We start from the raw sequence: 26,476 nt of genomic DNA, 5'->3' as shown, positions 1-26,476 counted from the left end.
TATCATGACATTCCTATCACTCCTTCGAGAGAAAACGCTTTCAATCGAAATAATTGTATAATTTAGAAGGTAAACAATAATAGAGAATATTTTTAGGTGAATTTGTGTTTTTTTAAGATTTATAAAATTCAGATATATATACCCATATCCAAAGTCCTAGCTTTAGACCATATAAGAACGCAAAATTGATATAAATTAAGCGCAAACTTAAATCAATCAAAAAAAAGAAGCCAAAAACTAGATTCTTGGCTCGTCGACCTTTATGGAGTTTTTTCCGGTACCTTTTCAAGCGCTGATTTTCGAAACTCTGATGGTGAAAAGCCTGTAAGCCTCTTAAAGTTGTTACTAAAATAGGCTAAATCCGAGTATCCCACTCTCTCAGCAATCTCAGATAATCGTAAGGTTGTATTCAGTAACAAACGTTTGCTTTCCTCAATTCGCAGCTCGGTAATATAATCGACAAACTTCTTGTTCAGCTGTTGTTTGAATAATTGACTAAGATAACTAGGATTCATATGGACAGACTCTGCCGCATCTTTCAGTGTAATTTGGTCTAATGCTGTTTTTTCTAAATACTGCAAAACCTTTTCAATCGTTGAGGAAGGAAGATTTTCATCCTCATTTTTTGGAGTATTCCTTTTTGTCTCTTCTTTTGATTTCATTTCCAGCCACTTTTCAAGACAATCTTTTAACTCGGTTTCCTCTACTGGTTTTAGAAGGTAATCGGTTACACCGGTTCGAATCGCTTGTTGAACAAATTGAAACTCGTCATGAACACTGATCACAATGACATCCTGTTTCTTCTTTAAATGACTCAATTCTTTTACTAACGAAAGCCCGTCCATTATAGGCATTCGAATATCCGTTAACACTAGGTCTGCATCATTATGCTTAATCCAGTCGAGTGCTTCTAACCCGTTTTCACATTCGTGGACCACTTGCAAAGGAAGCTTCAACTTGTTTATCGTCCACTTAAGAGCTGTTCGAACCCATCTCTCATCATCAACCAACAAGATATTTTTCTTCATTCTCTCTCCTCCTCCACATGATGATCTAGTATGGGTAAATGGATCAATACCTCAGTCCCTGAGCCCTGTTCACTTTGAATGGTTATTCCATACTCGGGTCCAAACAAATAATGAATTCTTTGATGAACATTTACGATTCCTATATTTTTCCCATCACTAGTGGCCGTTTTTAAGTCCATTCTTTTCTTGATTTCTTCTAAAATATGATCCTTTATTCCTTCACCAGTATCGGAAATGCGAATAACAACGGAAGACTCAGAATGACGGAAAGCTGATATCACAATTTTTAATTTTCTAGTATTAGGACCATAACCATGAACAAAGCAATTCTCAACCAATGGCTGAAGTGAAAATTTTACCACTTTCAGCTCCATTACCCATTGAGGAATATCAAACATGTACTCAAAACGGTCCTCAAAGCGAACCTTTTGAATCTGCAGATACATTTCACAAAAATTCATTTCTTCTCTAAAACTCACGGTAGATGAATGATTATTAAGATTATACCGAAGTAGTTTTCCAAGTGAGAAAGACATGGTTGCAATATTTTCCTGATTTTCTTCCAATGCCATACCCCTAATGGTTTCAAGAGAATTGTATAAAAAGTGGGGATTCATTTGTGATTGCAGCATTTTTAATTCGACTTCTTTTTGTTTAAGTGACATTTCTGCTTCCTTTAACTTAGAGACGTATACTTCTTCAAGTAAGTTGGATAGTTTCTCAACGGTATTATTAAAACCAGCAGTCAATTGTCCGATTTCATCATTTGTATCCACTCGAACTCTGCCATCTAATTTTCCAATTTCAACTTCCTTCATAAAATGTTGCAGACGACGGATGGGCCGAATAATGCTTGTGGCGAATCCGAACCCGATCAAATAGGCAATGATCAAAGAGACAAGAATGGTTAAGAATATGGCTTTTTCAATTTGAACGATTCCCCCCGTCAAATCTCGGTATGGGACTGCCGATAGAAACCTCCAGCCGAGGTTCCGAGAAAAAGTATAGGTAACAAAATCTCTCCGTTCATTTTCTAAAATTTCCGTGCTGCTTCCTTCTGTTTTCAGGTTTGAAAGTTGTTTAAATTCAACCTTTTTCCCGAGTTTTGAGTAGTCAGGATGGTAAATATAATGCCCGTTCGCATCTAGAATGGAAAAATAGCCATTTTTACTGATAGTTACCTTGTTAGAGATTTCTTCAATTCTTCTGAAATTGATATCAATAATAAGCATGCCTACAGGTAAGAGCGTCTGGGGGTTATATAGTCTCCTTACGAGTGAAATGACAGGCTGTTCCTTATTTTCTAATTTTAACTTTCTCATAACTAACATACTCATCCCATTAAGTGGGACAGACGAATACCAATATTCTTCTTTCATTTTCGTAGCAGGATAGAAATTTCTATTTCCAAGAGTATCAATTACCTGATTGTTATTAAGTAGTATAGTGATATTAGTTATATCTGCTCTTGAGTATTCTGCTTCTTTAAGGGTGTTACGAGTTGGTTCAATAAATTTATCTCTATTTTCTGACATTTTCAATTTCAAAAGGCTCGATAATTCAGGAGAGTTGATAATTTTTAAGCTGGTAATCTCAAAATCTTGTAAATAATATTCGATATGTGACTCTACTTGATCAATTACTTGGCTGCTCGATTGTCTAAGTACATTTTCAAGTTCAACCGATGAACGATTGTATGAAATAACTCCAACTGAAATGACTGGAAAAATAACCAGAAAACTGGAGAAAATGCAGAGCTTTATCATCAGTGATTGATTTTTTAAGAGGATGTATCGTTCAAGGAATTCTGCGATTTTTCTCCACCACTTCATCATTGTTGTTATTCATTCCAATCTATTAGTGATTTTTTAAACAGAAAAGACCTAGCTGGTAAATGGATATATTCACCAACTAGGCATACTGCCAGCTATAGATTATGGACGTGCTTTTTCAATGGCATCCATTACCTCTTTATAATCTTTTGAATATTTATCAACCATGGATTTAACAGCGTCTTTCCAAGGTGTAATATCATCAACCTCAGTGAAGGTAACTCCTGCATCTTTAAGTTTCTTAGTAGAACGCTCTTCCCACTTATCCCATTCTTCTCTTTGAGCTTGAACGGAATCAAGTGCTGCTTGTTTCACAATTTTTTGGTCTTTTTCTGAAAGCTTATCCCATGCTGCTTTACTAATAAGCAGGACTTCAGGGATCCGTTGATGATGGTCTAAAATAAAGTTTTTCGCTTCTTGATAATGATTAGAAGAGTCTAAGCTTGGGATGTTATTTTCTGCACCATCAATGATTCCTGTTTGAAGGGCGCTGAATACCTCGCCATATGGCATTGGCGTCGCACTTGCCCCAAGAGCTTCCATGAAATCAATATTGATTTTACTCTGCTGCACACGGATTTTTTGCCCTTTTAAGTCCTTTACACCTTTTAGTGGTTTAGTAGAATAAAAACTACGTGACCCTGAATCATAATAAGCAAGCCCTTTCATTTTTGACTGCTCTAAACCATCTAACAATTTTGTACCCATTTCACCGTTAAGAAAATTCCATAAGTGTTCTTCGCTTTCGAATACATATGGGAGTCCTAGTGCAGTGAACTGATCATTGAACTCGGCAAGCGGACTGGAATTGATTCTTGTGAACTCAATGGCTCCAAGCTGAACCTGTTCCAACACGGATTTTTCATCCCCTAATTGGGCAGATGGAAATACCTCAATTTTAATTCGGCCATTTGTTCTTTCATCAACCAATTCGGCAAACTTTTTGTCTCCAACAACAGTTGGATAATCTGGTGGCTGATTATCTGCCAACCGGAACGTATATTTAGGTTCCTCAGCTTTCGAACCCCCATCTTTTGTACCCGTCGTTGCTTCTTTCCCACAGGCAGCTAGGATGCTACCCATTAAAAGCGTTGCTGCAAGAATTCCTGTAATCTTTTTTTTCTTCATTCTTGTAACCCTCCCTTAAAAAATTTTATTGTTTTATTTTCACCTTTCCTTCGGTTACTTGACTAACATATTAGGAAGCCACAGGACTACCTCAGGAATATAGGTAATAACCAACAGAACAACTAGTAAAGCGTAGAAAAATGGCATCATTGCTTTTGTCCCTTGTTGTATCGAGACCTTTCCTATCGCACATCCGACGAACAAAACAGTTCCTACCGGCGGCGTTAATAGGCCAATCCCAGCATTTAAAATCAGGACAATTCCGAAGTGCACCGGATCCATTCCAAAGCTGGTTACAACTGGAAGGAGAATAGGTGTCATAATTAAAATCATTGGTGCCATGTCCATTGGTGCTCCAAGGAGAAGCAACAAAATATTAATAATCAATAGAATAATAATCGGGTTATCAGAAATACTTAAAAATAAGTTCGTTACCATTGAAGGAATTTTCAGGTAAGCTAATATCCAACCAAACGAAGCTGATGCTGCTATTAAGAAAAATACCATCGAAACAGTTCTCATCGTCCGGGTTAATATTTTCCATACATTAGAAAATTTTGCTTCCCTATAGACAACAAACGCTAGAATAAAAGAATACAAACAAGCTAATGCCCCAGATTCCGTTGCTGTAAACCAGCCACTCATAATCCCGCCCAGAATAATGACAGCTGGGCTTAAGGATAAAAGTCCATGTAGAAGGATCCCGCCAATTTCTGACTTTGGAACAGGGTCCGCTTTTTGGTAGCCTCGTTTTCTAGCAATAATGTAACCCGTGATCATTAAGGAAATTAACATGATAAATCCAGGAACAATACCAGCCATAAATAAACTGGCGATGGAAACGCCACCTGCTGCTAAGGAATATAAAACAAGATTATGACTCGGCGGAACTACCACACCTTGAATGGCCGATGCAATCGTTACTCCCACTGCATAGTCTGCTTCGTATCCCTTCTTTTTCATCATCGGAATCATAACAGACCCAACAGAAGAAACGTCGGCGACGGCAGAACCTGAGATATTTCCAAAGAACAATGCAGCTACACTGTTAACCATGGCGAGCCCACCGCGGATTCTACCAACCATTAAACTTGCCAGATTCACAATTCGAGTCGCAAGGCCGCCCTCACTCATAATTTGTCCGGTCAAAATAAAGAACGGAATCGCAAGTAAAGAAAAGGAATTCATCCCTTGAATCATTTGCTGGCCCACTACCGGAAGAGGTATACCTAGATAGATAACCGTCAGTAATGACGAGGCAATCAACGTAAGGGCAATGGGAAAACGAAGTAAGATTAAAATAACAAAGCTTGAAAGTAAGATAATGATCCCAATTGTGTTGCTGTCCAAGTTACATACCCTCCTCTATCTCTTTGTGACGAGTCGTGTTAATGTTAAAGAATTGCAAAAGCGAATAAACACAAATCATCACACCAGTGACAGGCATAACCGCATAAGTGATACTACTTGGCCATTTTGTCGCCGGCAGGGTTGAATCCATCATCAATACCGTAAAGTCCCAGCCCTGGATCACCAAGTATAATCCGAAAGCAAAAATAGAAGCACTGATGATTTTATCTAAAACCTTATTAAAACTTTTAGGAAATAGATTCGTGAAAGAATCAATTCCTAAATGGATATACTCTCGAAAACCCACCGCTATAGCCATAAAGGCAAACCATGCTAGCAACAAAAGAGTAACTTCTTCGGACCAAAAGAAAACAAAATTAAATAATTTCCTAGTAAAAACTTGAGTGGTGACGACAAAAATTAAGGCTATTAACGATAGAAGTGTGAATTTTTCAAAAATGGTATCGATGACTAGGCCTACTTTTTTGATTACATTCATTTGATTCCCCCCATTTGAAAACGTTTTCCTGTCTTTCATTTTAAGAATTTTATGAATGTTTTAGAATGTTCTTTTTTTAGGATAATTTGTGATTTTTTTAGGTGGAATTTTGAATCCTTTCTATTTGAATCTATTTACGTATTTTTGTAAGTTTAATAAACGAATTAAATATGCATTAAACTTACCATGTTAAGGGTATTCCATCAACTGGTAAAAATAATTTGCTCGATCAATACTAGTAAGTGGTTCCAAGATGACATATTTCAAATAGTTTCGTGTAATGATAATAGAAAATGACCCATTCCCAGCAGGAAAAGGTCATTTTTTAATAATCCTTCTTTATATCGTCAATGAGTTGATTCACTACGCCCTCTTGATAACCTGCCCTTTTTCTCTCTATTAGAGCACTCGCGACTTCCTTCAGCTCAGGAGAATTAATCTTTTGCATTTTTGGGAGTCTGCTAGATATATCCTCATCCGAAACTGTTTTGATATAAGACTCCAAGTCCATTTTCAGCTTTAGTAATTCTTTAATTGGCATGTTTAATACCGAACCGGTTTCTACAGCGCCTTTCCAGACTGGATGAACCCCCGTCTCCCCTTCGGCAAGAAAACCACGGCAAGAAACAAACCTCCATAAAGGCATGATCAGCACTGTGTCTTCTAGTTACTTACTGCCATTTTCATCTTTCTGCCCACTAAAACCCAGTATAGAAACAAACTGAAAAAAGCCAAAAATGCCAATACAAATAAGACATTACTATATAAGGATGCATTCGAATTGTTGATGTATCCCAGTAGTTTGACTTTCATAGCAGAATTGTCCATCATTGCTGCTGTATAAGCAATTCCAATGGAAGCAGCGACATTAAGGATCAAATTATAAAAACCGATTGCTGTTCCAGAATTTTCTTTTGAAATAGTCCTAATACAATTATCAAGCATCGGTGCATACATGAATGCAAACGAGCTAGAGAATACAACAATTGATAAAACAAATATTATTACCGAACTTTTTACAAAGAATCCGCCTAACAATAGACTAGCTGTGATTCCGATAATTGCAATCGTAATACACTGCTTGGTGCCCATAATTTTAGCTACTTTTCCAGATAGGGCCCCAACAATAGCTGCTAGGACGTATGCTGGAATTAATAATAGCGAAATAGTATCTAGTTTCAAATGATAAATCGATTCTAATAAAAATGGAAACAAGAAAATATATGCTAATTGGACAGAATAGACAACAAAAGCAACTGCAAGCAGGGAAAGAAACTGCTTATTTTGAAAGAAAGAAATACCAATGAATGCTTTTGTATTTTTGCTAATATAAACTAGGAAGAGCGCAATGGCTCCAATAAATAAGAGAAGATAAATCCAATTGAAATCTGTAATATATAAAAGAAGAAATGCAGCAATTGATCCAACTAAAAATAATCCTAGCACATCTACATGATTGCCTTTCCCCTCTTCCTTAGGAAGATATTTTAGAATAAAAGGAAGAATGAAAAGGGTGACTAATGGAACTAAAAATAGCGTTGTCCAATGGAAATAAGTAGATATATAGCCGCCTGTTAATGCACCAATTACTTGTGAAAGGGCAAAGCTGCTAGTACTTAATCCTAAAAACTTCTTTTGTTCACTTGCAGGAAGATGTTTGGTTACAAATATAACATATAATGTTTCAGCAGATGCCAAGCCAGCAGTTTGAACAATTCGTGATACTACGACCATTATGAACGATTGTTGAAAAATATATCCCATTACAGAACCAACACAAATTAAAATAATTCCGACGCTAAATAGTTTTCTGATACTAATGGAATCTGCCAAGGCTGCGTAAACAACAGCTCCAATTCCAATTACAAGTCCCGCTAATGTTGCTTGCCAGCTAACTGTTGTTGCAGAGATATTGAAATCCTTCGCCATATCTACAGAAATAATTTTAAAAGAATTATCTATAATCAAACATAGTAAAAATAATAGTAAGATAACAGGAACCGCTTTTTTAACATTATACTCTGATGCATCAGTCACGCTTATATCTGCACTTATTGTCGCCATCTTTCTCTCTCCTTTTGTGCTACAGGAAATCGTCACATGAATGAAGGAAAATATCCAGTAGATTTGTCATGTTATATATCAAGATTTCGTTTATTAAGCTAGTTCCAAGGCGATTTCCATCATATTGGTAAAAGCTTTTTGTCTTTCTTCTGGTGTCGTTTGTTCATCTCGAATAATATGATCACTTACTGTTAAAATTGTCAGTGCGTTTACCCCAGCATAGGCTGCATTCATATAAAGACCAGCTGTCTCCATTTCAGCACATAAAATTCCCATCTTCCGCCACTTTTCTATTGCGCTTTCATCGGCATTATAAAAGATATCGCTACTAAGGACATTTCCAACATGGACAGGTAGTCTTTTTTCATCGGCTGCTTTTTTGGCCTTCTCTAATAACGTAAACGAGGCAATATTAGAAAATTCTCCTGGCAGATTGTATTGATGAACATAACGAGAATCTGTAGAAGCACCCATCGCCATTACAATATCATACAAATTCATATTGTCCTGAATAGCACCGCATGTACCAATACGAATTAAATTTTTCACACCAAATACATTTATTAATTCCCATGAGTAGAGACTCATACTTGGCATGCCCATACCAGTTCCCATAGTAGAGACTTTCTTTCCTTTATAGGTTCCGGAAAAACCAAGCATATTGCGCACTGAATTAAACTGAACAACGTCATCCAAATAGGTTTCTGCAATAAACTTTGCTCTTAAGGGATCTCCTGGTAAAAGGATTGTTTCAGCAATTTCTACCCCATTAGGTTTTATATGTGGGGTTTCCTTATGTTCTATAGTACTCATCATATCTCTCCTCCATTTGAGTTTTCCTTCTCGTATCTGAAAACAAGAAAGTAGTATGTTTGTTTGCGTTTTCATTTAGATCCATCACAAATCTTACAACGTTGTATAGTTGTATAAAAACTTGTATGATTTCTAACAATAATAAGGATATCACACCAAACATTTGCCCACAACCCTGTTTTAATAAAAATATGTACAATTTGTAACAAAAAAAGCAGTGTCATTATAAAAATGACACCGCCTTTTTTTGTTTCCCAAGGAAATAGCTAGGTAGGATCTGTAAACTCGATATTTACTGCTGACACTATTTCTTAGTATTTATCCTTATTTGACTAAACTCTGTTGGGATATAATATTTATTATAGACAACTGGATATTTATCGCTGATATAGACGCTTTCTAAAATCAAATCACAATCCCCTCCATCAAAAATTTGATATTTTAAGGATGGAGTATTTATGGAATGAGAACGTTTTATTTCGATTGTAGAGGAATTGGCTAGTTCATATACTTCTGTATCTAACATTTCTAATAATTGTTTCTCATTCTGTAAGTCCAACTCTAACTCCGAAACTGCTTCAATAGACATTATGGTAAAAGCATAGGCTGCTACCTTATTGCCGCTCTTATACCAGCGGTCCACTGCAACAACCGCAGTCAGCGGACGGTTCAATACCTGCACTGCATAGTCTGTGACTAATTCCATCCTTAAACTAAGCTCGACATCATCCACTTTTTCCGGAAAGCAAATATATAAGGGATTCCCCAATTTCTCCAATCCAATTTTGTTTTCATTATGATGAACTTTCGTAATAAAATTACCTTTTCCATGGATGTTCTTCACCAGTCCATCTTCTTGCAAAAGGGACAAAGCTTGCCTTAATGTCATTCTACTAACCCCAAATACTTTTGCTAATTCTGGTTCTGTGGGCAGTCGGCTATCAGGCGGAAAAGTTCCATCCATAATCTGTTTGTACAGTCGGTCATAGACTGTAACGAATAAGGGTTGTTTATTTTTAGTGGGCTCATTCAGTTTATTGTTCATATTAATACACACCTATTTATTTCAATAATATTTGTAAGCTTACTTTTAGGGTTGCTTATCTCACTTTGCTTTTTGTTTTCTCTATTGTAGCGTACTTTGCTATTGAAATTAATACAATTCATAAAATAGTCCTAATTTAATAATGAAAAATAGGTGCGTTCCTTTTCTTTTCCTAATACGATCCTCCGTTTCATATAATTCACATTAGCTTTGTTTCTGACTTTATTCAGCTTGAGTCTTCTCCTTGTAACCAACTATAGGCGTCCATAGTTCCGCCATTTACATTATGGGCCACAAACCATACGATTTGAATACCATTACGGAATATTTCATCCCCTTCTTATAAAAAGGATTATTAATATTTTTCTAAATCATATTAAAGAATAATTATTTTGGTTGATGATTGGTAATTTATTATAGTCAGAAGGTTATTAAGGTACATTTATAGGAGGAAAGAAATGACACTCAGAATACTTTATAAATTGTCGATGGTCGTTTTGGTTACAGCATCTATTTTAATAGGAGCCTTTCATCCTAATACGAAAGCGATGAGTGTGGAAGCCGCGAGAATCCCAGGGAATAATCAAATGGCAGATATTGTGATTAAGAATGGGCACATCTTAACGATGAATGCGAAAAAGGATGCCTTTGTTAAAGGGACAATTGTAATAAAGGATAAGAAAATCATTGCAATTGGCGATGAAAATTTGGAAAAACAATATAAAGCCTCTAAAGTCATTAATGCCAATGGTAATATTGTGATGCCGGGAATGATTAATACTCATAATCATGTTCCAATGGTTGCGTTTAGAAGTATTGGTGAAGAAGGAGTAGGCAATCGGTTATTTGATGTGTTTTTCCACTAGAAGGAAAATTACTTTCAAGGGACCTTATTTATAAAGCATCCATTCATGGCGTCATAGAAATGGCAATGGGCGGAGTTACGACATATGCAGATATGTATTACCACGAAGATGAAGTAGCAAAAGCGACAGAAAAGATTGGCATTAGAGGAGTTCTTGGAGAAACGGTTATTAGTTTTCCAACAGTCGATGCTCCTGAACCCTATGGCGGATTAAAATATGCAGAGGACTTTATTAAACAATATAAGAATCATGAACTAATTACCCCATCTGTGGTGGCCCATGCTCCCTACACAGTTAGCCCTGAGATGATTAAGGCATCGAATAGATTTAGCCAAAAAATATCAGGTACCATTTGCGATTCATGCGGCAGAGTTTGCTGATGAAGCACAAAGAGTAGCAACCAAGTTTGGTCAGAAGTATCCTTCCGTCATAAAATACTTGGATTCTTTAGGAATATTAGATGAAAATACAATGCTTGCACATGCCATCCATATTGATGATGAAGACATTAACATCATTAAAGAAAGAGGAGCCACAATTGCCCATAATCCAATAGCGAATACAAAAGGGGCAACTGGTGTGGCACCAGCTATTAAGATTGATAAAGCAGGGATTAAAATGGGGTTGGGTACAGATGGGCCAATGAGCTCGAACACCATGGATGTATTCGGAACAGCCGGATATGCGGCAAGAATTCACAAATTGGTCAACAAAGATCAAAGCGTGATGCCGCCAAGTAAGGTTGTCGAACTTGCCACAATTGGTGGAGCAAAAGCTCTAGGGCTGGATAAAAAAATCGGCTCACTAGAAGTTGGGAAATATGCAGATATTATTATTGTAGACACTCATGCGCCTAATACCTTTCCAACCTTTGATCCGTACGCAACGTTAGCGTATGCAGCAGGACCGCAAAATGTAATCGATGTGATAGTCAATGGGAAATTGATTGTAGAAAACAAAAAGCTTAAGACCTATGATTACAAGAAAGATCTGAAGGATATGGAAGGAATCTATAAACAAGTAGCAGAAGTAGAGAAAATAGCCATTTCTCTCCGATGTTTTACAGTTTTCAGCTAATTCTTTCGACCTTATTCCTAGAAATGCCTGTACTATATTAATAATCCTTTATAATCTAATTAAACGATTCACATTATGCCTCCGATATACCTTTTGATGCACACATTTTACATATCTATATCACAGGTTAATCCTCCTAGAGGAACGATTTCTACAAAACTAACATTTTACTACTTTCCTATTACCATCAAACTTAATAAACTAATGTACTACATTGGTTATAGAATATTTTTTATATCAAAACAAATAATAAAAAAATAAGATAAGGGTGGTAAATTTGGGATTTGCAGTATTTTTCTTTGCAGCATGGCTCATTTTAGCGGTATTTTCAGTTATCGAGAGAAAGCTTCCTCTCCTGGAAAATACATTTATCTATCTGGTCATGCTTATTATTAATATTAATTGGACGTGGATCATTTATGAAGAACTGAAATTTATTGAAAGAACAAATGAGCCAATCAGCTATACAGCTTTTATACTGTATCGAAGTATCATTATTCCAATGATTTTAGTGACACAATTAAATTTGTTTTATAGCTCAAAAAACATCATGAAGTCTTCCATGGTCGTACTAGGTTCAATCGCTACATGGCTATTATTATCCATTTTGTCCAGGCACTTTAATATTTCAAATTATTCCAGATGGAACATGGGTTATGATATTTTATATATTCTGGTTCTCCATGGACTTACCTATTACTTCCATAAATTTTTCCAAAGATTCACAAATAACGAGGTGAAATACTCTTGATATTATGGGATACCTTTGACATAAACGAAATATCTTTACTAGTTATGAATGGAATAGCATTTTTGGCTATATGGCTTTTGCCTAAAAAACTCCCTCGTGATACCGCACTAGTAAGTTTAGTATGGGGTTTTACGATTGGAATCTTATTTGATTTTACACTCGGCGGGGGATTGGCGGATTTTTACAGAGTGAACGATTCAAATCACTACGAATTATTTGATCTTGTCTATTATTTCTTATTTGCACTTTTGGTTATATCTTTATTTATCTATATGAATCATTCAAAGTTTCTAAAAAAACATTTATTTGTTATATTGTGGTGTGGACCCTCTTAGGTATTGGAGCACAGTGGATATTTACTCGGCTGGAAATCATTCATTTACAGAAAGGTTATAAACTTTCTTACTCTTTCCCTGTATTTTTAGTGATTCAAACTGTAACTGGTCTTTTCTATGAGTTAATAAAGCAAAGGTATCAGCACTCCAAATAATCCGAGGGACTATTTTTTGATCTTTATTTTCTCAATTGTTGTTTGCAGCCTGCCCAAGTGTCGTTACTCTTCTTCCTTAATATAGCGAGCGACATCTTTGCTAAACTTAACTTCAAAGTCAAATAATCTAATTAAACGATTCATAATATACCTTTTGATACACGACAATTTACATAAAGTAAAAAAGCGGTTCAATTCTCATTTTAAAGAATTGAACCGTTTTTTGTTTATTATTTTGGGTCATTCCAAGGATTTTTACTCATCCTTGGTCCGGAGAATGTTTTTAATAATACAAGTTCACTGCCCCTTACATACTCGCTTAAAGAAAACGAACCTTTTGGTGCTTCTACTTGTACATCTATTCTTACCGGGCTTTTCTTCAAGTCTTGAACAATCTGGACACCCACATCCATTGGGAGCGGTTCAGGGGCACGAATGATAATATCAAGATCACTTTCTAAAGTTACAGCTTCAACACTGCTGGCAAGCTCAAAGCCAACACTGCCTCCTGGGCCCCAGGTAAGACTGTTTTCGATAAATAGGGATGCTGAATTTGTCAGAGCTGAAAACACAGGTGCCTGTTTATTTTCCCACAGATAATATTCAGTAAGATGTTCTGGTTTAATTTGCTGAATCACTCGATTTTTCGGTAAAAATGCGGCAAATCTTTCATTTCTATTTCTGCCCCTAATCCCGACAGCTACCTGCCCATTAGGAGCAATTGCCCTGCGGACCACTACAAATGGAGCAATTTCAAGAGAAAGTACAGCCCAATCAGGGATTGGAGAGTGGCTGATTAAATCCCTGCGGTTAATCTCCAATAGATCATGTGGTTCTAACACCATTGTTCTTTCAACTTTTCTCTGACCAAAATGGAAGCTGATCGTCCGCCATTTCTGGCAAAAGTAGAAGTTAGCCGGCTGCTCAAATCCCTTGGGCTGTTTTTTATGTCCGCGATTGCATACATTAATTTACTGCATACGATCAGTAGGTCCGTTTCATTAGGTTCATCTGCATTGACTCCGACAATCAGTTCATGAAGTGCGCCTAGTTTTTCAAAGGATCGGATATCATACGCCATCGCCGGAACTTTTTTCGTTGCTTCTTCGAGTTCATCAATTGTTCGAAGGGTAATTCTGGCAGCTGATTGTTTGGACATCACATGCACATTTACACCCTCGTCATCCAAAGCGATCAGCCGATTGGCCTGCATCCCATGGGAAAGGAAAGCTCCTGAAATCGCCTTACCTGGAATAAATGCAATCACTGGATGGCCTGCCAATCTTGCTGATGCATAGGCATCCACAGCTGCTGCGCATGCTTGATGGATTCCCAAAAGTTCTTCACGGTATCCGTACGCCTGACTTGGTACATCGACAATTGCAACAATTGCCCGCTTCTCATTATTTCGGTCCTCCTCCATTGCTTCCCGGATATACTTGGCGATCATCCATCCCTGTTCTAGTCCGAATTCACCTGCCCTGGCTCTTGGAAAGCGGCTGGCTTTATCAGGGACAACTGCAAGGAAACGGGCAGCCTTATTGCCGATAAAGGAGTCTGCACAAAGCACCGAAGGGATTTCTCCGATATCCGGTGACCCCGATGTCAATAGATTAAACCATTTTTGTCCCCTGCTTTTAACACCTTCGCCTAAGTCAATTTTACCGCGTTGTGCGCAATCCCCCTTAATGGTTAGGTCGGACTGAATCCATAAGGATCTAATCTTTTCCGGAGTCAGTTTCTCAGACGGATTAACCGATTCTAAAAAGGTTATATATCTATCAACTTCAGCACTTCTTGGTGTATCCTCTTTACCCTGCGCGATGGAAGAAAGTATGGATTGCTTCAATCTGTCGCAATCATCTTCCACCAAGATTTCGGTGAAACCAGATGCTTTTCTTTGATTTCCTCCGATGGTGTTCCAAATCAGACGGCGGTCCATCGAATCGAATTCCTCGATGCCTGCTTCTTGCTCAATTACTTCTGGACCATTTAAGCCGAGGCGTCCTTCGCGTGTCATGATTAACGTACTGCATAAGCCTGCGGTAATGGACATACCTCCAAAGGCACCGATTTTTCCTGGGATTATACCAATGACAGGTACATATTCCCTAAGAGCAACAATCGCTGCCCCGATTTCTGCAATCGACAACAGTCCATAATTTGCTTCCTGCAGCCTGACTCCTCCAGAATCAAATATTAAAACAGGATAAATGTATGTGCCGGATTGATTTTCCTTCAAAGCAAGTTCTAAAGCCCCTGCAATTTTAGCACCTGAAACTTCACCAATTCCTCCCCCCTGAAAATTTCCTTCTATTGATATTACTAACAAAGAGTTTCCACTCAATTCTCCTCTGGCAATGATGACTCCATCATCGCTTTGCGGAACAATCCCCTGAGGTTCCAAGTGAGGTGATTCAACCCCAGAAAATGGATCAAGCAGTTCCCTAAAGCTGGAATCATCAAGTAACATATGTGCCCTTTCACGGCCACTACATTCTACAAAACTACTTTTTAATGTATTCAGCAACATTTGCCACCTCCAATGCTTGTGCGAGTCTTAATGTGACAACACCGGGAGTTGCTCCAAAATCATTAATCATAATCTTAGCGGATACAGCATTTTGTATAAAAAACCTCTCAAGGACAGTCTTCCATATTTCTTTATACCCTGTGGTTCCAGTCCGTATGGTAACGTCTGCATATTCACCCTCAGTCGGTTCCATTAAGATTTCAAGATCACCTGATCCAACTACTCCCACGTGTGCATGCGACTTAAGGATTTTAGTTGCGGGAAAACGAAATGTTAATCTTTCCATTTTGCGGTCCTCCTTTTTTTATTAATTAGCTAATGTAGTTTGCGGATATGTCTGGTTCTTGGTATACAGATGAAGAGAATCCAGAAATAAAGTAGCCGCCAGCAGATCTGCGCTTCCACCTGGGGAAGCATTAGTCCAGCGCAAGGATTGATCCAGCTGTTTTAAAACCTTCCAGCCATTTGCAGTCCAAACTCCGCCTGATTTCAGGATTTCATTGGCAAATTCCTTCGTACTGACCAGTGCTTTCGAACCTCCACGGTGCAAAATACAGGTATCATCCAGACTAGCCATAAGCGCAATTAAGACGTTTAACCTGCAAAGATTTTCTGTTACACCTTTTCTTCTTGACACATAAAGAACAGGTAAAGCTATCTTTCTTAAATGGGGGAACCCTTGCTGAGCTTCACCTTTGGCACCATTGACCCCGTACCTTTCTTTTACATATGCACCATTGGTCTTTTCTTCTGGTTGATTCCGGTCTGGAAAAAGGGCAAGCTTTCCTGCGGACAAAGCAATATTGTCCATAGATGTTTCTCCAGGGTTCATGGCTGCGCTCGAGACAAGCAGCCCTAATGCCCAAATGGCTCCCTTATGTGTGTTAACGCCACATGTAGCTTCGAACATATCCTTTTCTCCTTGACGTCCGATAGCGGCAATCTCTTCTCGCAGTTCCTGTGACGACTCGCTTTTATAACTTGCCTTAGCCATCTCTCTGAATGCAGGCTCCAATGCTTTTGCCGATCTGATCATTAAATCTATCGACATGTCTGTATGCGCTCCGGAATTTTCTTTATCAACGAGCCCTGGTTTTGGCGTTAGTTCTGCTTCCTCGATGAGCGATTGCACTGCAAGCCTCCCAAGATACTGAATATCTGTTTGGATGTGATTCATCTTCAAAGTCCCCCTGTTACCAGCTTCTAAACTTAGCAGGCGGCTCATATAACCCATCTGACCATTCCACCAGCTCTTCAATATTTTTGGCAGCCAGTAAAGAACGCTTTGCTTCTGTCCTTTTTATTCCGAGGTCTTCAGGAAGTGCAATCAACCCTTCTCTCCTCAATTTATCGGTCTTTTTCACATCATGTTCAAGTCCAATCGGGGTAACACCCGCGATCGCTGCAATCGCCTGTCTCCGCTCTTCCAAGCTGCTTGCTTTATATAAGTAGGCAATCCCTTCTTCTGTCACAATATGAGTAACATCCTGGCCGTAAATCATAACGGGTGCAACAGCAAGCCCGGCATCGTGTTTAACATCCACAGCGTCCAAATTTTCAACAAAAATTGGTTTGTTCCCCTTCTGAAATGTTTCGACGACCTGGACAACCAGTTTGCGGCCGCGTACAAGTGGGTCGTCATTTGTCATCATGTCGAGCCAGGCTTGGGAAGAATGGCGCCGTCCCCCTGGATCATGCCCCATATTTGGTGCACCTCCAAACCCTGCTAGCCTGCCACGGGTTACGGTTGAGGAATTACCTGCAGCGTCTATTTGTAAACTGGAACCGACAAACAAATCTACAGCATATTGTCCAGCAAGCTGACATAGTGTACGGTTTGATCGCATACTTCCATCCCGCCCTGTAAAAAATACATCACGCCTTGCTGCCACATATTTTTCCATGCCTACTTCACCGCCAAAGCAATGGATACTTTCTACCCAGCCGCTTTCAATCGCAGGGATAAGCGTCGGGTGCGGGTTCAAAGCCCAGTGTTTACATATTTTCCCCTTCAGTCCTAGCGACTCACCGTATGTGGGGAGCAGCAATTCAACAGCCGCCGTATTATAACCAACTCCATGATTCAGCGATTTCACCTGATGTTTTTCATAGATACCTCTAATGATCATCATTGCCTGAAGTACCTGAATATCAGTAATATGCCGGGGATCCCGGGTGAAAAGAGGCTCCAGCTGATACGGTTTATCAGCAACAACAACAAAGTCGATCCAGGAACCTGGTATATCAACCCTCGGCAATTTATCTACCAATTCATTTACCTGGGCAATCACAATTCCGTCTCGAAAAGCTGCTGCTTCCACAAGGGTCGGAGTTTCTTCCGTGTTTGGTCCCGTGTATAAATTACCTTCGGCGTCGGCTTTGTCGGCCGCCACTAAAGCAACAGATGGAATCAAATCGATGAACAGCCTTCCATACAGCTCAACATATGTGTGAATTTCACCTATGGTTAGCTTGCCATCTTCAAGCATTTGCGCGATTCGAAGGCTTTGAGGACCTGAATAGGAGAAATCCACTTTTTTGGCGATTCCTGATTCGAACAAATCCAAATGCTCAGGACGGGATATACTCGACATAATCATATGCAAATCGTACAATTTTCTTGGATCTGCCTGGGCAAGAGCTACCGAAAGGAATGATGCCTGTTTCTGGTTGTTCCCCTCCAAAACGACACGGTCTCCAGGCATGATCAATGTTTCAAGTGCCTCAACGATTTTGTTTGTGGGAATAATCCGATTATGGGCGATTCCTTTCATGTTCGCGATTCTTTTTTCTTTTGCTTCTAATCGAGTTTTCCAAGAACGTTGTTTTATTGTCTGCATTTTATGTATCCCCTTTCATTTTATAATTTTTAAAACTTAGAATGGTCTGAAGAAAAACGTTTTGCCAATAACAGACAATTTCTAAACCCATTTTCTTCAACAGATACAGCACGGGCACCAGGCAAAGCTTTTTTTGCTAAACTGGCCAGGACGTGCCCAGGAGGCATTTCAATAAAAAGCCTTGTTCCATGTTCACAAAGAACCGAAGAGATATCATGCCATTTGACTGGATGTGAAAGATTAAAAGCAAGATCCTCTCTGATTTTTTCCGGTGATTTTAAAAGCCTTGCTGTCCTGTTGCAAGCATAAGGAATAATTGGTGAACGAAAATGAATTTTTGAAAGTTCTTCGTACAAAGAAACTGAAACCGGTCGGAGTAAGGGGCAATGTGAAGGTACACTAATGTTTAGGACATCCGCTTTTCTAGCCCCTCTATCCCTTGCATGATTGATAACCCTGTCGATTCCCGCAATGGAACCGGAAATCGTAACTTGATCTGGTGCATTGATATTTGCTACGTAAACAGGATCCTTTTCGATAAAATATGTTTCTACTATTCCTTTCATCGTACGTACGTCGATTCCTGTAATAACCCCCATCCCATAACCTGATGGAAAGGCCTGCTCCATCAATTGTCCTCTAAGCTTCACCATTCTGACAGCATCAGTAAAATCAATCGCCTTGCATGCGACCGCTGCACTGAAAGCGCCGACAGAATGGCCTGCCGCAATGTCTGGGAGTACACCTTCGGATGCAAATGCTTTTAAAACAGCAACTGACGAAACAAACAATGAAACCTGAACCGAAGTCGTCGACTCTAATGCAGCCATCGAATCCAACTTGTATACACTTTCTCCAAGAATATCACCAGCTTGATGCATAACCTCTGAAATTACAGGGTGATCGTGTAGATGATGAAGCATATTCGGCTTTTGGGATCCTTGGCCAGGAAATAAGAATGCTAGTTTCATCTTTCATACCCCTTTTTAGGCACCAGTCAATATAACTCTATTGAGCAAACTTTTTATTAATACTAGAAATAACATCCTGATTATGGCGAGTTAAGAGTTTGGCAGCCTCTGCTATATTATCCTTTGTTAAAAGGTCAATTAACATTTCGTGTTCGTGTACTGATTTTTCAATGTTTCCGTTATTTGCGAATGAAAGACTCTGGATCCTAAGCAGTGGCCATCCCAAACGGGAATACATCGTTTTAATTGTTTCACTTTTACTCATCTCCACAAGTTTCATATGAAAGGAGTGATTTAACTGGGTATACAGATGAACATCAGTAATATCCTTCATTTCTCTCAAAATAGCAGCCATTTTTTGCAGACATCCATGATCCGTTCCGTTTCTCTGAATCCGTTCGATGGCCATCGTTTCAAGCATATTACGTATTTCAAGGAGGTCATAGATTTCATTCTCTGTATAGTCCTTTACAACCGCTCCCTTCCGCGGTATTCTCTCCACAAGACCTTCAATTGACAGTAAATAAATGGCCTCCCGTACTGGCGCACGGCTTGTTCCATACTCCTCTGCATAAATATGTTCGATCAGTTTTTCCCCTGGTACTAACTCCCCCTTAATTATTTGCTCGGTAATATGTTCAGCTATATGGTTTGATAGAGCATTTTCATTAATTTTACGAGATTCCATGACTCTGTCTCCTCCTCAAAGAAAATTTGGTCGACTGTCGATTATTATTATAACCACCACCTTTAGAAAATTCAATATTTTTAGAAAATTTTAAAAATGAATTGACACTTTCTTTTCTTTCGTTTTATTATGGATTTTAGAATACAGTCGACTGTTGATTCTTAGTTTGGAAACGCTTACTCATATCTTGATCTTTCAATCTCCCCTCTTTGTCTAGGCCAGCATTGTTTTGTTTTCTCCGTGTTATAGCTTTTGTCTCTTTAGTCTAAAGCAAAAAAATTGAAAAGGAGAAATTCTATGATCATTTTTGGTGTCGCTTTATTATCTATTTGCTTTTTGGGAGGGGTATTTTTTGGAGATCTCCTCGGAAACATACTGGGGATTGACGCAAATGTCGGCGGTGTCGGTTTTGCCATGCTGATGCTGATTCTGATTGTGGAATACCTGAAAAAGAAAGAAAAGTTAAACAAACAGACGCAAGAAGGACTGGCTTTTTGGAGTGGAATGTACATCCCGATTGTTGTTGCCATGTCGGCACAGCAAAATGTTGTAGCAGCTCTTGACGGAGGAGTACTTGCGATTACTGCAGGTGTGGCCGTAGTACTTATTAGTTGGGCAGTTGTCCCCCTTCTTAGCAGGGGCGGTACGATTAATGAGACTCATGAAAGTGAAATGATAGGAGGCGAACAGCGTGTTAGAAACATTAGGTAGTATATTTCAAAATAATGGTTTAATTGTTTCTTTTGCCATTGTTGGCTTTACTATGTATCTTTCTTATTTCATTTCTGACAAGTTAACAAAAGGGCGGATTCACGGATCAGCTATTGCCATCACCCTCGGTCTTTTGCTTGCTTATATCGGAGGAGTAATTACAGGGGGAGAGAAAGGAATTGCAGACATAAGCCTCTTTACAGGAATCGGCCTGATGGGCGGCGGTATGCTCCGGGACTTTGCGATTGTTGCCACTGCCTTCGGGGCCAACTTCAGTGAAATTAAAAAGGCTGGAGTAAATGGAGTCTTATCTTTGTTTATTGGTGTAATCCTCTCCTTTATTATAGGAGTATGTATTGCATTAGCGTTCGGATATAAAGACGCAGTTAGCTTAACCACGATAGGTGCCGGGACAGCGACCTACATAGTGGGACCTGTTACAGGAACAGCAATAGGGGCAAGTTCTGAAGTCATTACCATAAGTATTGCAGCAGGTCTTGTAAAATCAATTCTTACGATGATCGGCACCCCATTTGTAGCAAAATATATCGGATTAAACAACCCGCGCACGGCAATGGTATATGGAGGATTAATGGGAACAACAAGCGGCGTCGCCGGAGGATTAGCCGCAACAGACCCAAAATTGGTTCCCTACGGAGCAGTAACCGCCACTTTTTATACTGGCTTAGGCTGCCTGCTTGGCCCTTCAGTATTATTTTTGATAACAAAAGCAATTTTTGCTTAATTAATGAACTTTCTACTGGTGATCGTTTAAACTCATTAACAATGTTTATTTCTGGTGGAGAACTGTTCAAAAACCTTTTCAATTCTTTTAGTAAAAAAAGAGCCTTTCCTTATGGAGAGGCTCTCAGTTTGTCGACAAAGGGGTTCGGAATGGTTTCATTACGAACCCCTTTGTGATTTTTTACTGGATTTGAAGGAATTATAGAGAATAGTAGACCTCAAAGCTAAATGCTGCTACGACACACTCACCAATGAAAGAAATGATTAATCCAGTATGAAATCAAAAAAGGTGATATTAGTAGCAGTATTACATATACAATCAGAGATTCGAAGATTACGTAATTTAAAACAGGTATTGGAATCTTCAAATGGTGTAAAGTTTAAATTAGCCCACACCAGAAGAAATTAATTCTAAAAATTCAATTATGTTTATTGCTTCTAATCCTAAAAACAGAGACGAAATTACGGTGATTACTAACAAAAATGACATCTACCAAACCAAAGATAAAGGTGGTAACTGGAAAGCTTTAATAAAGAATGGGAGAGTACAATAATTATGATGTATGAAAAATAATGACAGCAGCTGACATCCTTTTTCCTTTATAAGGAAAAATAATTTTTAGAGAAGCTGGATGATTCTAAACGAGATTTTAATGTGTTCTGCACAAATTCTGCACATTTTTGATGTATTATGACTGAGTAACTAAGTTTAAGGAGGTAACTATAGTGAAAAAACGTACTATCCTATTTCTTCTTACTGTCATCACTGCCCTGTTTTTAGCAGCATGCTCAAATGGTGATGAGGCGAATGAGCATTCGAATATGAATCATGGTGAGAAAACAGAACAAGAAAAGAATTCAAGCTCTAAGGACCATGAAGGAATGGATGACATGAATCATTCCAGTTCTGGTGAAGTACCAGAGGGTTTAAAAGAAGCCGAAAATCCAACCTTTAAAGTTGGAAGTACAGCCATTATTAATTCTAACCACATGGAAGGCATGAAAGGTGCTGAAGCAACTATTGTAGGTGCCTACGATACTACTGTATATACGATTTCGTATACGCCTACAACTGGTGGAGAAAAAGTAACAAATCATAAATGGATTATCCATGAAGAAATTAAAGATGCTAGCGACAAACCATATAAACCCGGTGATGAAGTGATTGTAGAGGCGGACCATATGACGGGGATGAAAGGTGCAACTGCTGTGATCGATTCAGCCCAACAAACTACTGTGTATATGGTTGATTTCACTCCTACAACTGGTGGAGAAAAAGTAACAAATCATAAATGGGTAACAGAAAGTGAACTTTCATCTAAATAAAAATAACAAAAAAGTACCAGTAAATGATGATTATTCTTGATTTTACTGGTACTTTTCTTCAACAAGAGGGCTCAAAAAGAGTGATTCTATGTACTATCGGGGGCTTTAACAAAATAAGGAATAAAAATTAATAAGCCTAAAATATGCAAGTTTTTATGCACTACTTGCATATTTTGGCTTTTTTAATATTCATAAAACATAATGCGATAAACAGCACTTACACTCTGCCTATTCGTTTCAAAAATTTATAGAATGTCTCCCGTTTCTTTCCTAATTGTGAATATAAACCTTAAGGGTAAAGGGGACAGGTTTACCAGGAATACGTCGATTTAATTCTTTTGCCACTGGCATCCCCTCCTCTACTTCCCCTTTGCAAAAATTACAGGTCCTCAAGCTCTTTACAGAGTTTCCAACTGGATAACATTCTAGTCCAACACTTTTGAATTCTTCTATGATTTCTGCTTTTTTATCTTCTGGAATTTCTATATATAGTTGTTGAAATATAGTAAGTTCAAGTTCCTCATCTTCATTCATATATTTAGAGATGATCACAAGCTGTTGTGAGTTGAGTTTTGCCCCAAACCCAATTCCTCCATTAATTGCGATCTTTATTTTTTTAACATCATTCACCATATTTTTTCTCCCCTGTTTTAATTGTCTTTAAATCTATAGCTTAACCCTTTGGAGACGCAAAGCATTTAATACAACCGACACGGAACTAAAAGCCATAGCTGCCCCAGCGAGCCATGGTGCTAAAAGGCCGATTGCAGCAATCGGGATACCTACCACGTTATAGGCCAATGCCCAAAATAAATTTTGCTTGATATTTCGAATTGTTTTCTTGCTCATAATGATGGCATCTGCGATTGTATTTAAATCCCCACTTATTAAGGTACTATCAGCAGCTTCCATAGCCACATCCGTACCTGTACCTAAAGCCATTCCAATATCAGCGACAACTAAAGCTGGGGCGTCATTAATTCCATCTCAGACCATTGCCACTTTTCTTCCTTCATTTTGAAGTTTCTTCACTTCTTCTGCTTTTCCCTCTGGAAGAACCTCTGCAATAACATGGTCAATACCAACCTCTTTACCAATAGCCTCAGCAGTCCTCTTATTGTCACCAGTAATCATAACAACGTTAATATTCAAATCTAATAAACGGCGAATCGCTTCTTTTGATGTTTCTTTGATGGTGTCTGCTACGGCTACAATACCAATATAATTTCCATCAATTGAAACTAGCATTGCCGTTTTTCCGTTATTTTCAAGGCTTTCCATATTCGATATTGCTTTTGTAATATCTATATTTTCTCTTTTCATAAGCCTTCTGGTTCCTATTAGAATCCCTCTATTCTCTATAACAGCACTTACACCATAACCAGGAATAGCTTCAAATTCTTGAACCTCTTTAAAAGGGATATTCTTCCCTTTTATCCCTTGAACAATGGCTTGTGCTAAAGGATGCTCAGATTGATTTTCAGCAGAACCTATAAGGGATAAAAACTCTTCCTCCTCAATATTTTCATGTAAAATAACATCTGTTAATTGTGGAGTTCCTTTTGTAACCGTTCCTGTTTTATCTAAGATCACTGTATCGATGTGATGTGTTGTTTCAAGATGTTCCCCGCCTTTAAAGAGAATACCAAATTCGGCAGCTCTCCCTGAACCAGCCATAATGGACGTTGGTGTGGCAAGACCTAGTGCACAAGGACAGGCAATAACTAGAACAGCAATTAATTTTTCTAAAGCTACTGCAAATTCTCCTGGACTAACCCAGATAAACCATATCAAGAAAGCACAATTGCAATGCCTACAACAATTGGAACAAAAACGCCTGAAATTTGATCAGCTAGTCGTTGAATAGGAGCCTTTGAACCCTGTGCTTCTTCAACAACTTTAATGATCTGTGCTAATGCTGTATCTCTACCGACTTTTGTTGCTTTTATCTTTAAGAAACCATTTTTATTGATGGTTGATCCAATGACTGAATCACCAACCGTTTTATCCACGGGTACACTTTCACCTGTTAACATGGATTCATCTAATGCTGAGCGTCCTTCAATAATTTCACCATCTACTGGCACTTTTTCACCTGGTTTGACGTAAACAATGTCACCTACTACTACTTCTTCTAGGGGTAATTCTTTTTCAATTCCATCTCGAACAACCATCGCGGTTTTAGCTTGAAGACCCATTAACTTTTTAATGGCTTCTGATGAACGGCCCTTAGCTTTAGCTTCAAATAGCTTACCTAAAATGATTAGGGTAATTAAAATCGCACTCGTTTCATAATACAAATCCAGCATATGTTCTTGGGAAGCTATTGATCGAATAGTTTCATACAAACTATAAAAGTACGCAGCTGATGTTCCTAGAGCAACTAAGACATCCATGTTCGCACTTTTATTTCGAAATGCTTTGTATGCCCCGACATAAAACTGCTTCCCAATAAAAAATTGGACGGGAGTGGCAAGTGCTAATTGTACCCATGGATTCATTAGTATATCAGGTAAATAAATAAACGACGTAAAGGAAAAGTGGCTAACCATTGACCATAATAATGGCAAGGAAAGGATTAATGAAAATATAAACTTTCCTTGTTGATTCTTTATTTCTTTTAGGCGATAGTCAACATTTTTTTCCATTACAACATCATAGCCTAAATTCTGAATTTTCTTTTGAAAATCCTGGTCAGATACCACTTCAGGATCATATTTTATGGTGGACTTTTCAAGTGCTAAATTAACATTCGCTTCTTTTACGCCCTCCATTTTTTTGAGCCCATTATCAATTCTTGTTGCACATGCAGCACAGGTCATTCCTGTAATTTGAAAATTTGTTTCTTTTATTTTATTACTCATATTAAACACCTCTCTTATACTGGTGGGGGGTATATAATTTTGTTAAAGATAACGTGCTTTTTCAAAGCACGTTATCTGTTTATTCTATTCAACATCATAGCCTTGGTCATCAATGGTTTCTTTGATTTTACTTAATGACACTTCTGATGGATTAAATTCTACATCTACATTTCCAGCTTTCAAATGAACCTTTACAGAATTAACACCTTGTAACTCTCCCACGCTTCCTTCAACAGCTTTTACACAATGGCCGCATGACATTCCGTTAACCTTTAATGTTACTTTTTCCATTAATAATCACTCCCATTTATTTTTTAATTAATCTTTCAATTGTTAAAAGTACCTCATCTAAAACTTCTGTATCACCCATGTTAATTCGTTCCAATACACAAGTTTTTAAATGTCCTTCTAGAAGAATCTTTGCCACACTGTTTAAAGCAGACTGTGTAGCTGAGATTTGTGTTATAACATCATCACAGTATGTGTCCTTTTCAATTAATCCTTTTATACCACGAATTTGACCCTCGATTCGATTTAAACGGGTAACTAAGTTTTTCTTTACCTTATCTGAATGATGGCTTTTTCTTCCTTCAGAAAGTTGACAATCATGATTTGCGTTTTCATCCATGCTATCGCCTCCACAGTTATATTATACTATACCCCCCTAGTGTATGCGAAGGAATTTAGAAAATATTTTTCATAATAGACTTTATTTTGCTTTTTCAAACGCATCTGGTTACTGTGAAATTGTTGAAGAAGATTCACCATATCAGCAAGTTAGACTGGTCCATTTTTCCGAATTGAGACATAGAAAAAAAACTATGATTTGAAAAGTGAACTATAACCCGAATATTGG

At 38.2% G+C, this 26,476-nt stretch carries 24 protein-coding genes and 3 pseudogenes; 7 read left to right on the top strand and 20 right to left on the bottom strand.

What is annotated here, in order from left to right; genetic code table 11:
* Positions 1 to 260: 260 nt before the first annotated feature.
* The 9 genes from J7E77_RS07935 to J7E77_RS07895 form a co-directional block, all read right to left on the bottom strand.
* On the bottom strand, positions 261 to 1,028 hold the full coding sequence (locus J7E77_RS07935) for a response regulator transcription factor (protein WP_214713412.1): 768 nt from the start codon (positions 1,026 to 1,028) through the stop codon (positions 261 to 263).
* On the bottom strand, positions 1,025 to 2,863 hold the full coding sequence (locus tag J7E77_RS07930) for a sensor histidine kinase (protein ID WP_214713411.1): 1,839 nt from the start codon (positions 2,861 to 2,863) through the stop codon (positions 1,025 to 1,027). The genes J7E77_RS07935 and J7E77_RS07930 overlap by 4 nt, the downstream gene beginning before the upstream one ends.
* 99 nt (positions 2,864 to 2,962) lie before the next feature.
* Positions 2,963 to 3,988 carry a TRAP transporter substrate-binding protein gene (locus tag J7E77_RS07925; protein WP_214713410.1) on the bottom strand — a complete coding sequence of 342 codons (1,026 nt, stop codon included), beginning with the start codon at positions 3,986 to 3,988 and terminating at the stop codon, positions 2,963 to 2,965.
* Positions 3,989 to 4,042: 54 nt separating this feature from the next.
* The gene (locus J7E77_RS07920; RefSeq protein WP_168244361.1) at positions 4,043 to 5,338 is read right to left on the bottom strand and encodes a TRAP transporter large permease; all 1,296 of its coding nucleotides are present in this window, start codon (positions 5,336 to 5,338) and stop codon (positions 4,043 to 4,045) included.
* Position 5,339: 1 nt separating this feature from the next.
* Positions 5,340 to 5,837, bottom strand: coding sequence for a TRAP transporter small permease (locus J7E77_RS07915; protein WP_214713409.1), 498 nt, complete (start codon positions 5,835 to 5,837; stop codon positions 5,340 to 5,342).
* A 325-nt stretch (positions 5,838 to 6,162) separates the two neighbouring features.
* Positions 6,163 to 6,483: a hypothetical protein gene (locus J7E77_RS07910; RefSeq protein WP_214713408.1), complete on the bottom strand. Its 321-nt coding sequence runs from the start codon at positions 6,481 to 6,483 to the stop codon at positions 6,163 to 6,165.
* 17 nt (positions 6,484 to 6,500) lie between these two features.
* On the bottom strand, positions 6,501 to 7,901 hold the full coding sequence (locus tag J7E77_RS07905; protein ID WP_214713407.1) for an MFS transporter: 1,401 nt from the start codon (positions 7,899 to 7,901) through the stop codon (positions 6,501 to 6,503).
* 93 nt (positions 7,902 to 7,994) lie between these two features.
* Complete coding sequence (deoD, locus tag J7E77_RS07900; protein ID WP_214713435.1) at positions 7,995 to 8,714, bottom strand: purine-nucleoside phosphorylase; 720 nt, start codon at positions 8,712 to 8,714, stop codon at positions 7,995 to 7,997.
* Positions 8,715 to 9,018: 304 nt separating this feature from the next.
* Positions 9,019 to 9,759, bottom strand: a complete 741-nt coding sequence (locus J7E77_RS07895) for a GntR family transcriptional regulator (protein ID WP_214713406.1) — start codon at positions 9,757 to 9,759, stop codon at positions 9,019 to 9,021.
* A gap of 458 nt (positions 9,760 to 10,217) precedes the next feature.
* On the opposite strand from J7E77_RS07895, the gene J7E77_RS07890 reads away from it, so the two are divergent.
* From J7E77_RS07890 to J7E77_RS07875, 4 genes and pseudogenes are all read left to right on the top strand, one after another.
* Entirely contained in the window at positions 10,218 to 10,625 is a 408-nt protein-coding gene (locus J7E77_RS07890; protein ID WP_214713405.1) for a hypothetical protein, read from the top strand.
* 20 nt (positions 10,626 to 10,645) lie between these two features.
* Positions 10,646 to 11,005 (top strand): annotated as a pseudogene (locus tag J7E77_RS07885) (amidohydrolase family protein); the annotation flags it as partial.
* Positions 10,947 to 11,702, top strand: coding sequence for an amidohydrolase family protein (locus J7E77_RS07880; RefSeq protein ID WP_214713433.1), 756 nt, complete (start codon positions 10,947 to 10,949; stop codon positions 11,700 to 11,702). The pseudogene J7E77_RS07885 and the gene J7E77_RS07880, both read left to right, overlap by 59 nt.
* Positions 11,703 to 11,979: 277 nt before the next feature.
* Positions 11,980 to 12,453, top strand: a complete 474-nt coding sequence (locus J7E77_RS07875) for a hypothetical protein (protein ID WP_214713404.1) — start codon at positions 11,980 to 11,982, stop codon at positions 12,451 to 12,453.
* Between the two features lie 720 nt (positions 12,454 to 13,173).
* Here the strand turns inward: J7E77_RS07875 and J7E77_RS07870 are convergent.
* Genes J7E77_RS07870 through J7E77_RS07840 form a run of 7 tightly spaced genes read right to left on the bottom strand, consistent with a single transcriptional unit; the run spans position 13,174 to position 19,975 of the window.
* On the bottom strand, positions 13,174 to 13,788 hold the full coding sequence (locus J7E77_RS07870) for a malonate decarboxylase holo-ACP synthase (protein WP_214713403.1): 615 nt from the start codon (positions 13,786 to 13,788) through the stop codon (positions 13,174 to 13,176).
* Positions 13,779 to 15,476, bottom strand: coding sequence for a biotin-independent malonate decarboxylase subunit beta (mdcD, locus tag J7E77_RS07865; RefSeq protein WP_214713402.1), 1,698 nt, complete (start codon positions 15,474 to 15,476; stop codon positions 13,779 to 13,781). Before mdcD ends, J7E77_RS07870 begins: the two co-directional genes overlap by 10 nt.
* Positions 15,451 to 15,762 carry a malonate decarboxylase subunit delta gene (locus J7E77_RS07860; protein ID WP_214713401.1) on the bottom strand — a complete coding sequence of 104 codons (312 nt, stop codon included), beginning with the start codon at positions 15,760 to 15,762 and terminating at the stop codon, positions 15,451 to 15,453. The genes mdcD and J7E77_RS07860 overlap by 26 nt, the downstream gene beginning before the upstream one ends.
* A gap of 21 nt (positions 15,763 to 15,783) precedes the next feature.
* Positions 15,784 to 16,653, bottom strand: coding sequence for a triphosphoribosyl-dephospho-CoA synthase (locus tag J7E77_RS07855; protein ID WP_214713400.1), 870 nt, complete (start codon positions 16,651 to 16,653; stop codon positions 15,784 to 15,786).
* 16 nt (positions 16,654 to 16,669) lie between these two features.
* Positions 16,670 to 18,316 (bottom strand): malonate decarboxylase subunit alpha, encoded by a 1,647-nt coding sequence (mdcA, locus tag J7E77_RS07850; protein ID WP_214713399.1) that lies wholly within the window; start codon positions 18,314 to 18,316, stop codon positions 16,670 to 16,672.
* A gap of 29 nt (positions 18,317 to 18,345) precedes the next feature.
* Positions 18,346 to 19,287 carry an ACP S-malonyltransferase gene (locus J7E77_RS07845; RefSeq protein ID WP_214713398.1) on the bottom strand — a complete coding sequence of 314 codons (942 nt, stop codon included), beginning with the start codon at positions 19,285 to 19,287 and terminating at the stop codon, positions 18,346 to 18,348.
* Positions 19,288 to 19,324: 37 nt separating this feature from the next.
* Positions 19,325 to 19,975: a GntR family transcriptional regulator gene (locus J7E77_RS07840; protein ID WP_214713397.1), complete on the bottom strand. Its 651-nt coding sequence runs from the start codon at positions 19,973 to 19,975 to the stop codon at positions 19,325 to 19,327.
* A 297-nt stretch (positions 19,976 to 20,272) separates the two neighbouring features.
* Between J7E77_RS07840 and madL the strand changes: the two genes are divergently transcribed.
* The 3 genes from madL to J7E77_RS07825 all read left to right on the top strand — a co-directional run bounded on the left by madL (position 20,273) and on the right by J7E77_RS07825 (position 22,756).
* Positions 20,273 to 20,686: a malonate transporter subunit MadL gene (madL, locus tag J7E77_RS07835; RefSeq protein WP_214713396.1), complete on the top strand. Its 414-nt coding sequence runs from the start codon at positions 20,273 to 20,275 to the stop codon at positions 20,684 to 20,686.
* On the top strand, positions 20,667 to 21,431 hold the full coding sequence (madM, locus tag J7E77_RS07830) for a malonate transporter subunit MadM (protein ID WP_214713395.1): 765 nt from the start codon (positions 20,667 to 20,669) through the stop codon (positions 21,429 to 21,431). Before madL ends, madM begins: the two co-directional genes overlap by 20 nt.
* A gap of 725 nt (positions 21,432 to 22,156) precedes the next feature.
* Positions 22,157 to 22,756: a YdhK family protein gene (locus J7E77_RS07825; RefSeq protein WP_308160467.1), complete on the top strand. Its 600-nt coding sequence runs from the start codon at positions 22,157 to 22,159 to the stop codon at positions 22,754 to 22,756.
* 285 nt (positions 22,757 to 23,041) lie between these two features.
* On the opposite strand, the pseudogene J7E77_RS07820 reads toward J7E77_RS07825, so the two are convergent.
* The 4 genes and pseudogenes from J7E77_RS07820 to J7E77_RS07805 all read right to left on the bottom strand — a co-directional run.
* Positions 23,042 to 23,389 (bottom strand): annotated as a pseudogene (locus J7E77_RS07820) (nitrite reductase); the annotation flags it as partial.
* 33 nt (positions 23,390 to 23,422) lie between these two features.
* Positions 23,423 to 25,620, bottom strand: a pseudogene (locus J7E77_RS07815) (heavy metal translocating P-type ATPase).
* An 84-nt stretch (positions 25,621 to 25,704) separates the two neighbouring features.
* A complete protein-coding gene (gene copZ / locus J7E77_RS07810; protein WP_214713394.1) occupies positions 25,705 to 25,911 on the bottom strand; it encodes a copper chaperone CopZ in 207 nt (68 codons plus the stop codon).
* 16 nt (positions 25,912 to 25,927) lie between these two features.
* Entirely contained in the window at positions 25,928 to 26,248 is a 321-nt protein-coding gene (locus tag J7E77_RS07805) for a metal-sensitive transcriptional regulator (RefSeq protein ID WP_214713393.1), read from the bottom strand.
* Between the last annotated feature and the right edge of the window lie 228 nt (positions 26,249 to 26,476).

The sequence above is a fragment of the Bacillus sp. ISL-77 genome, from assembly GCF_018613105.1.
This window is presented reverse-complemented; position numbering and strand designations above follow the sequence as displayed.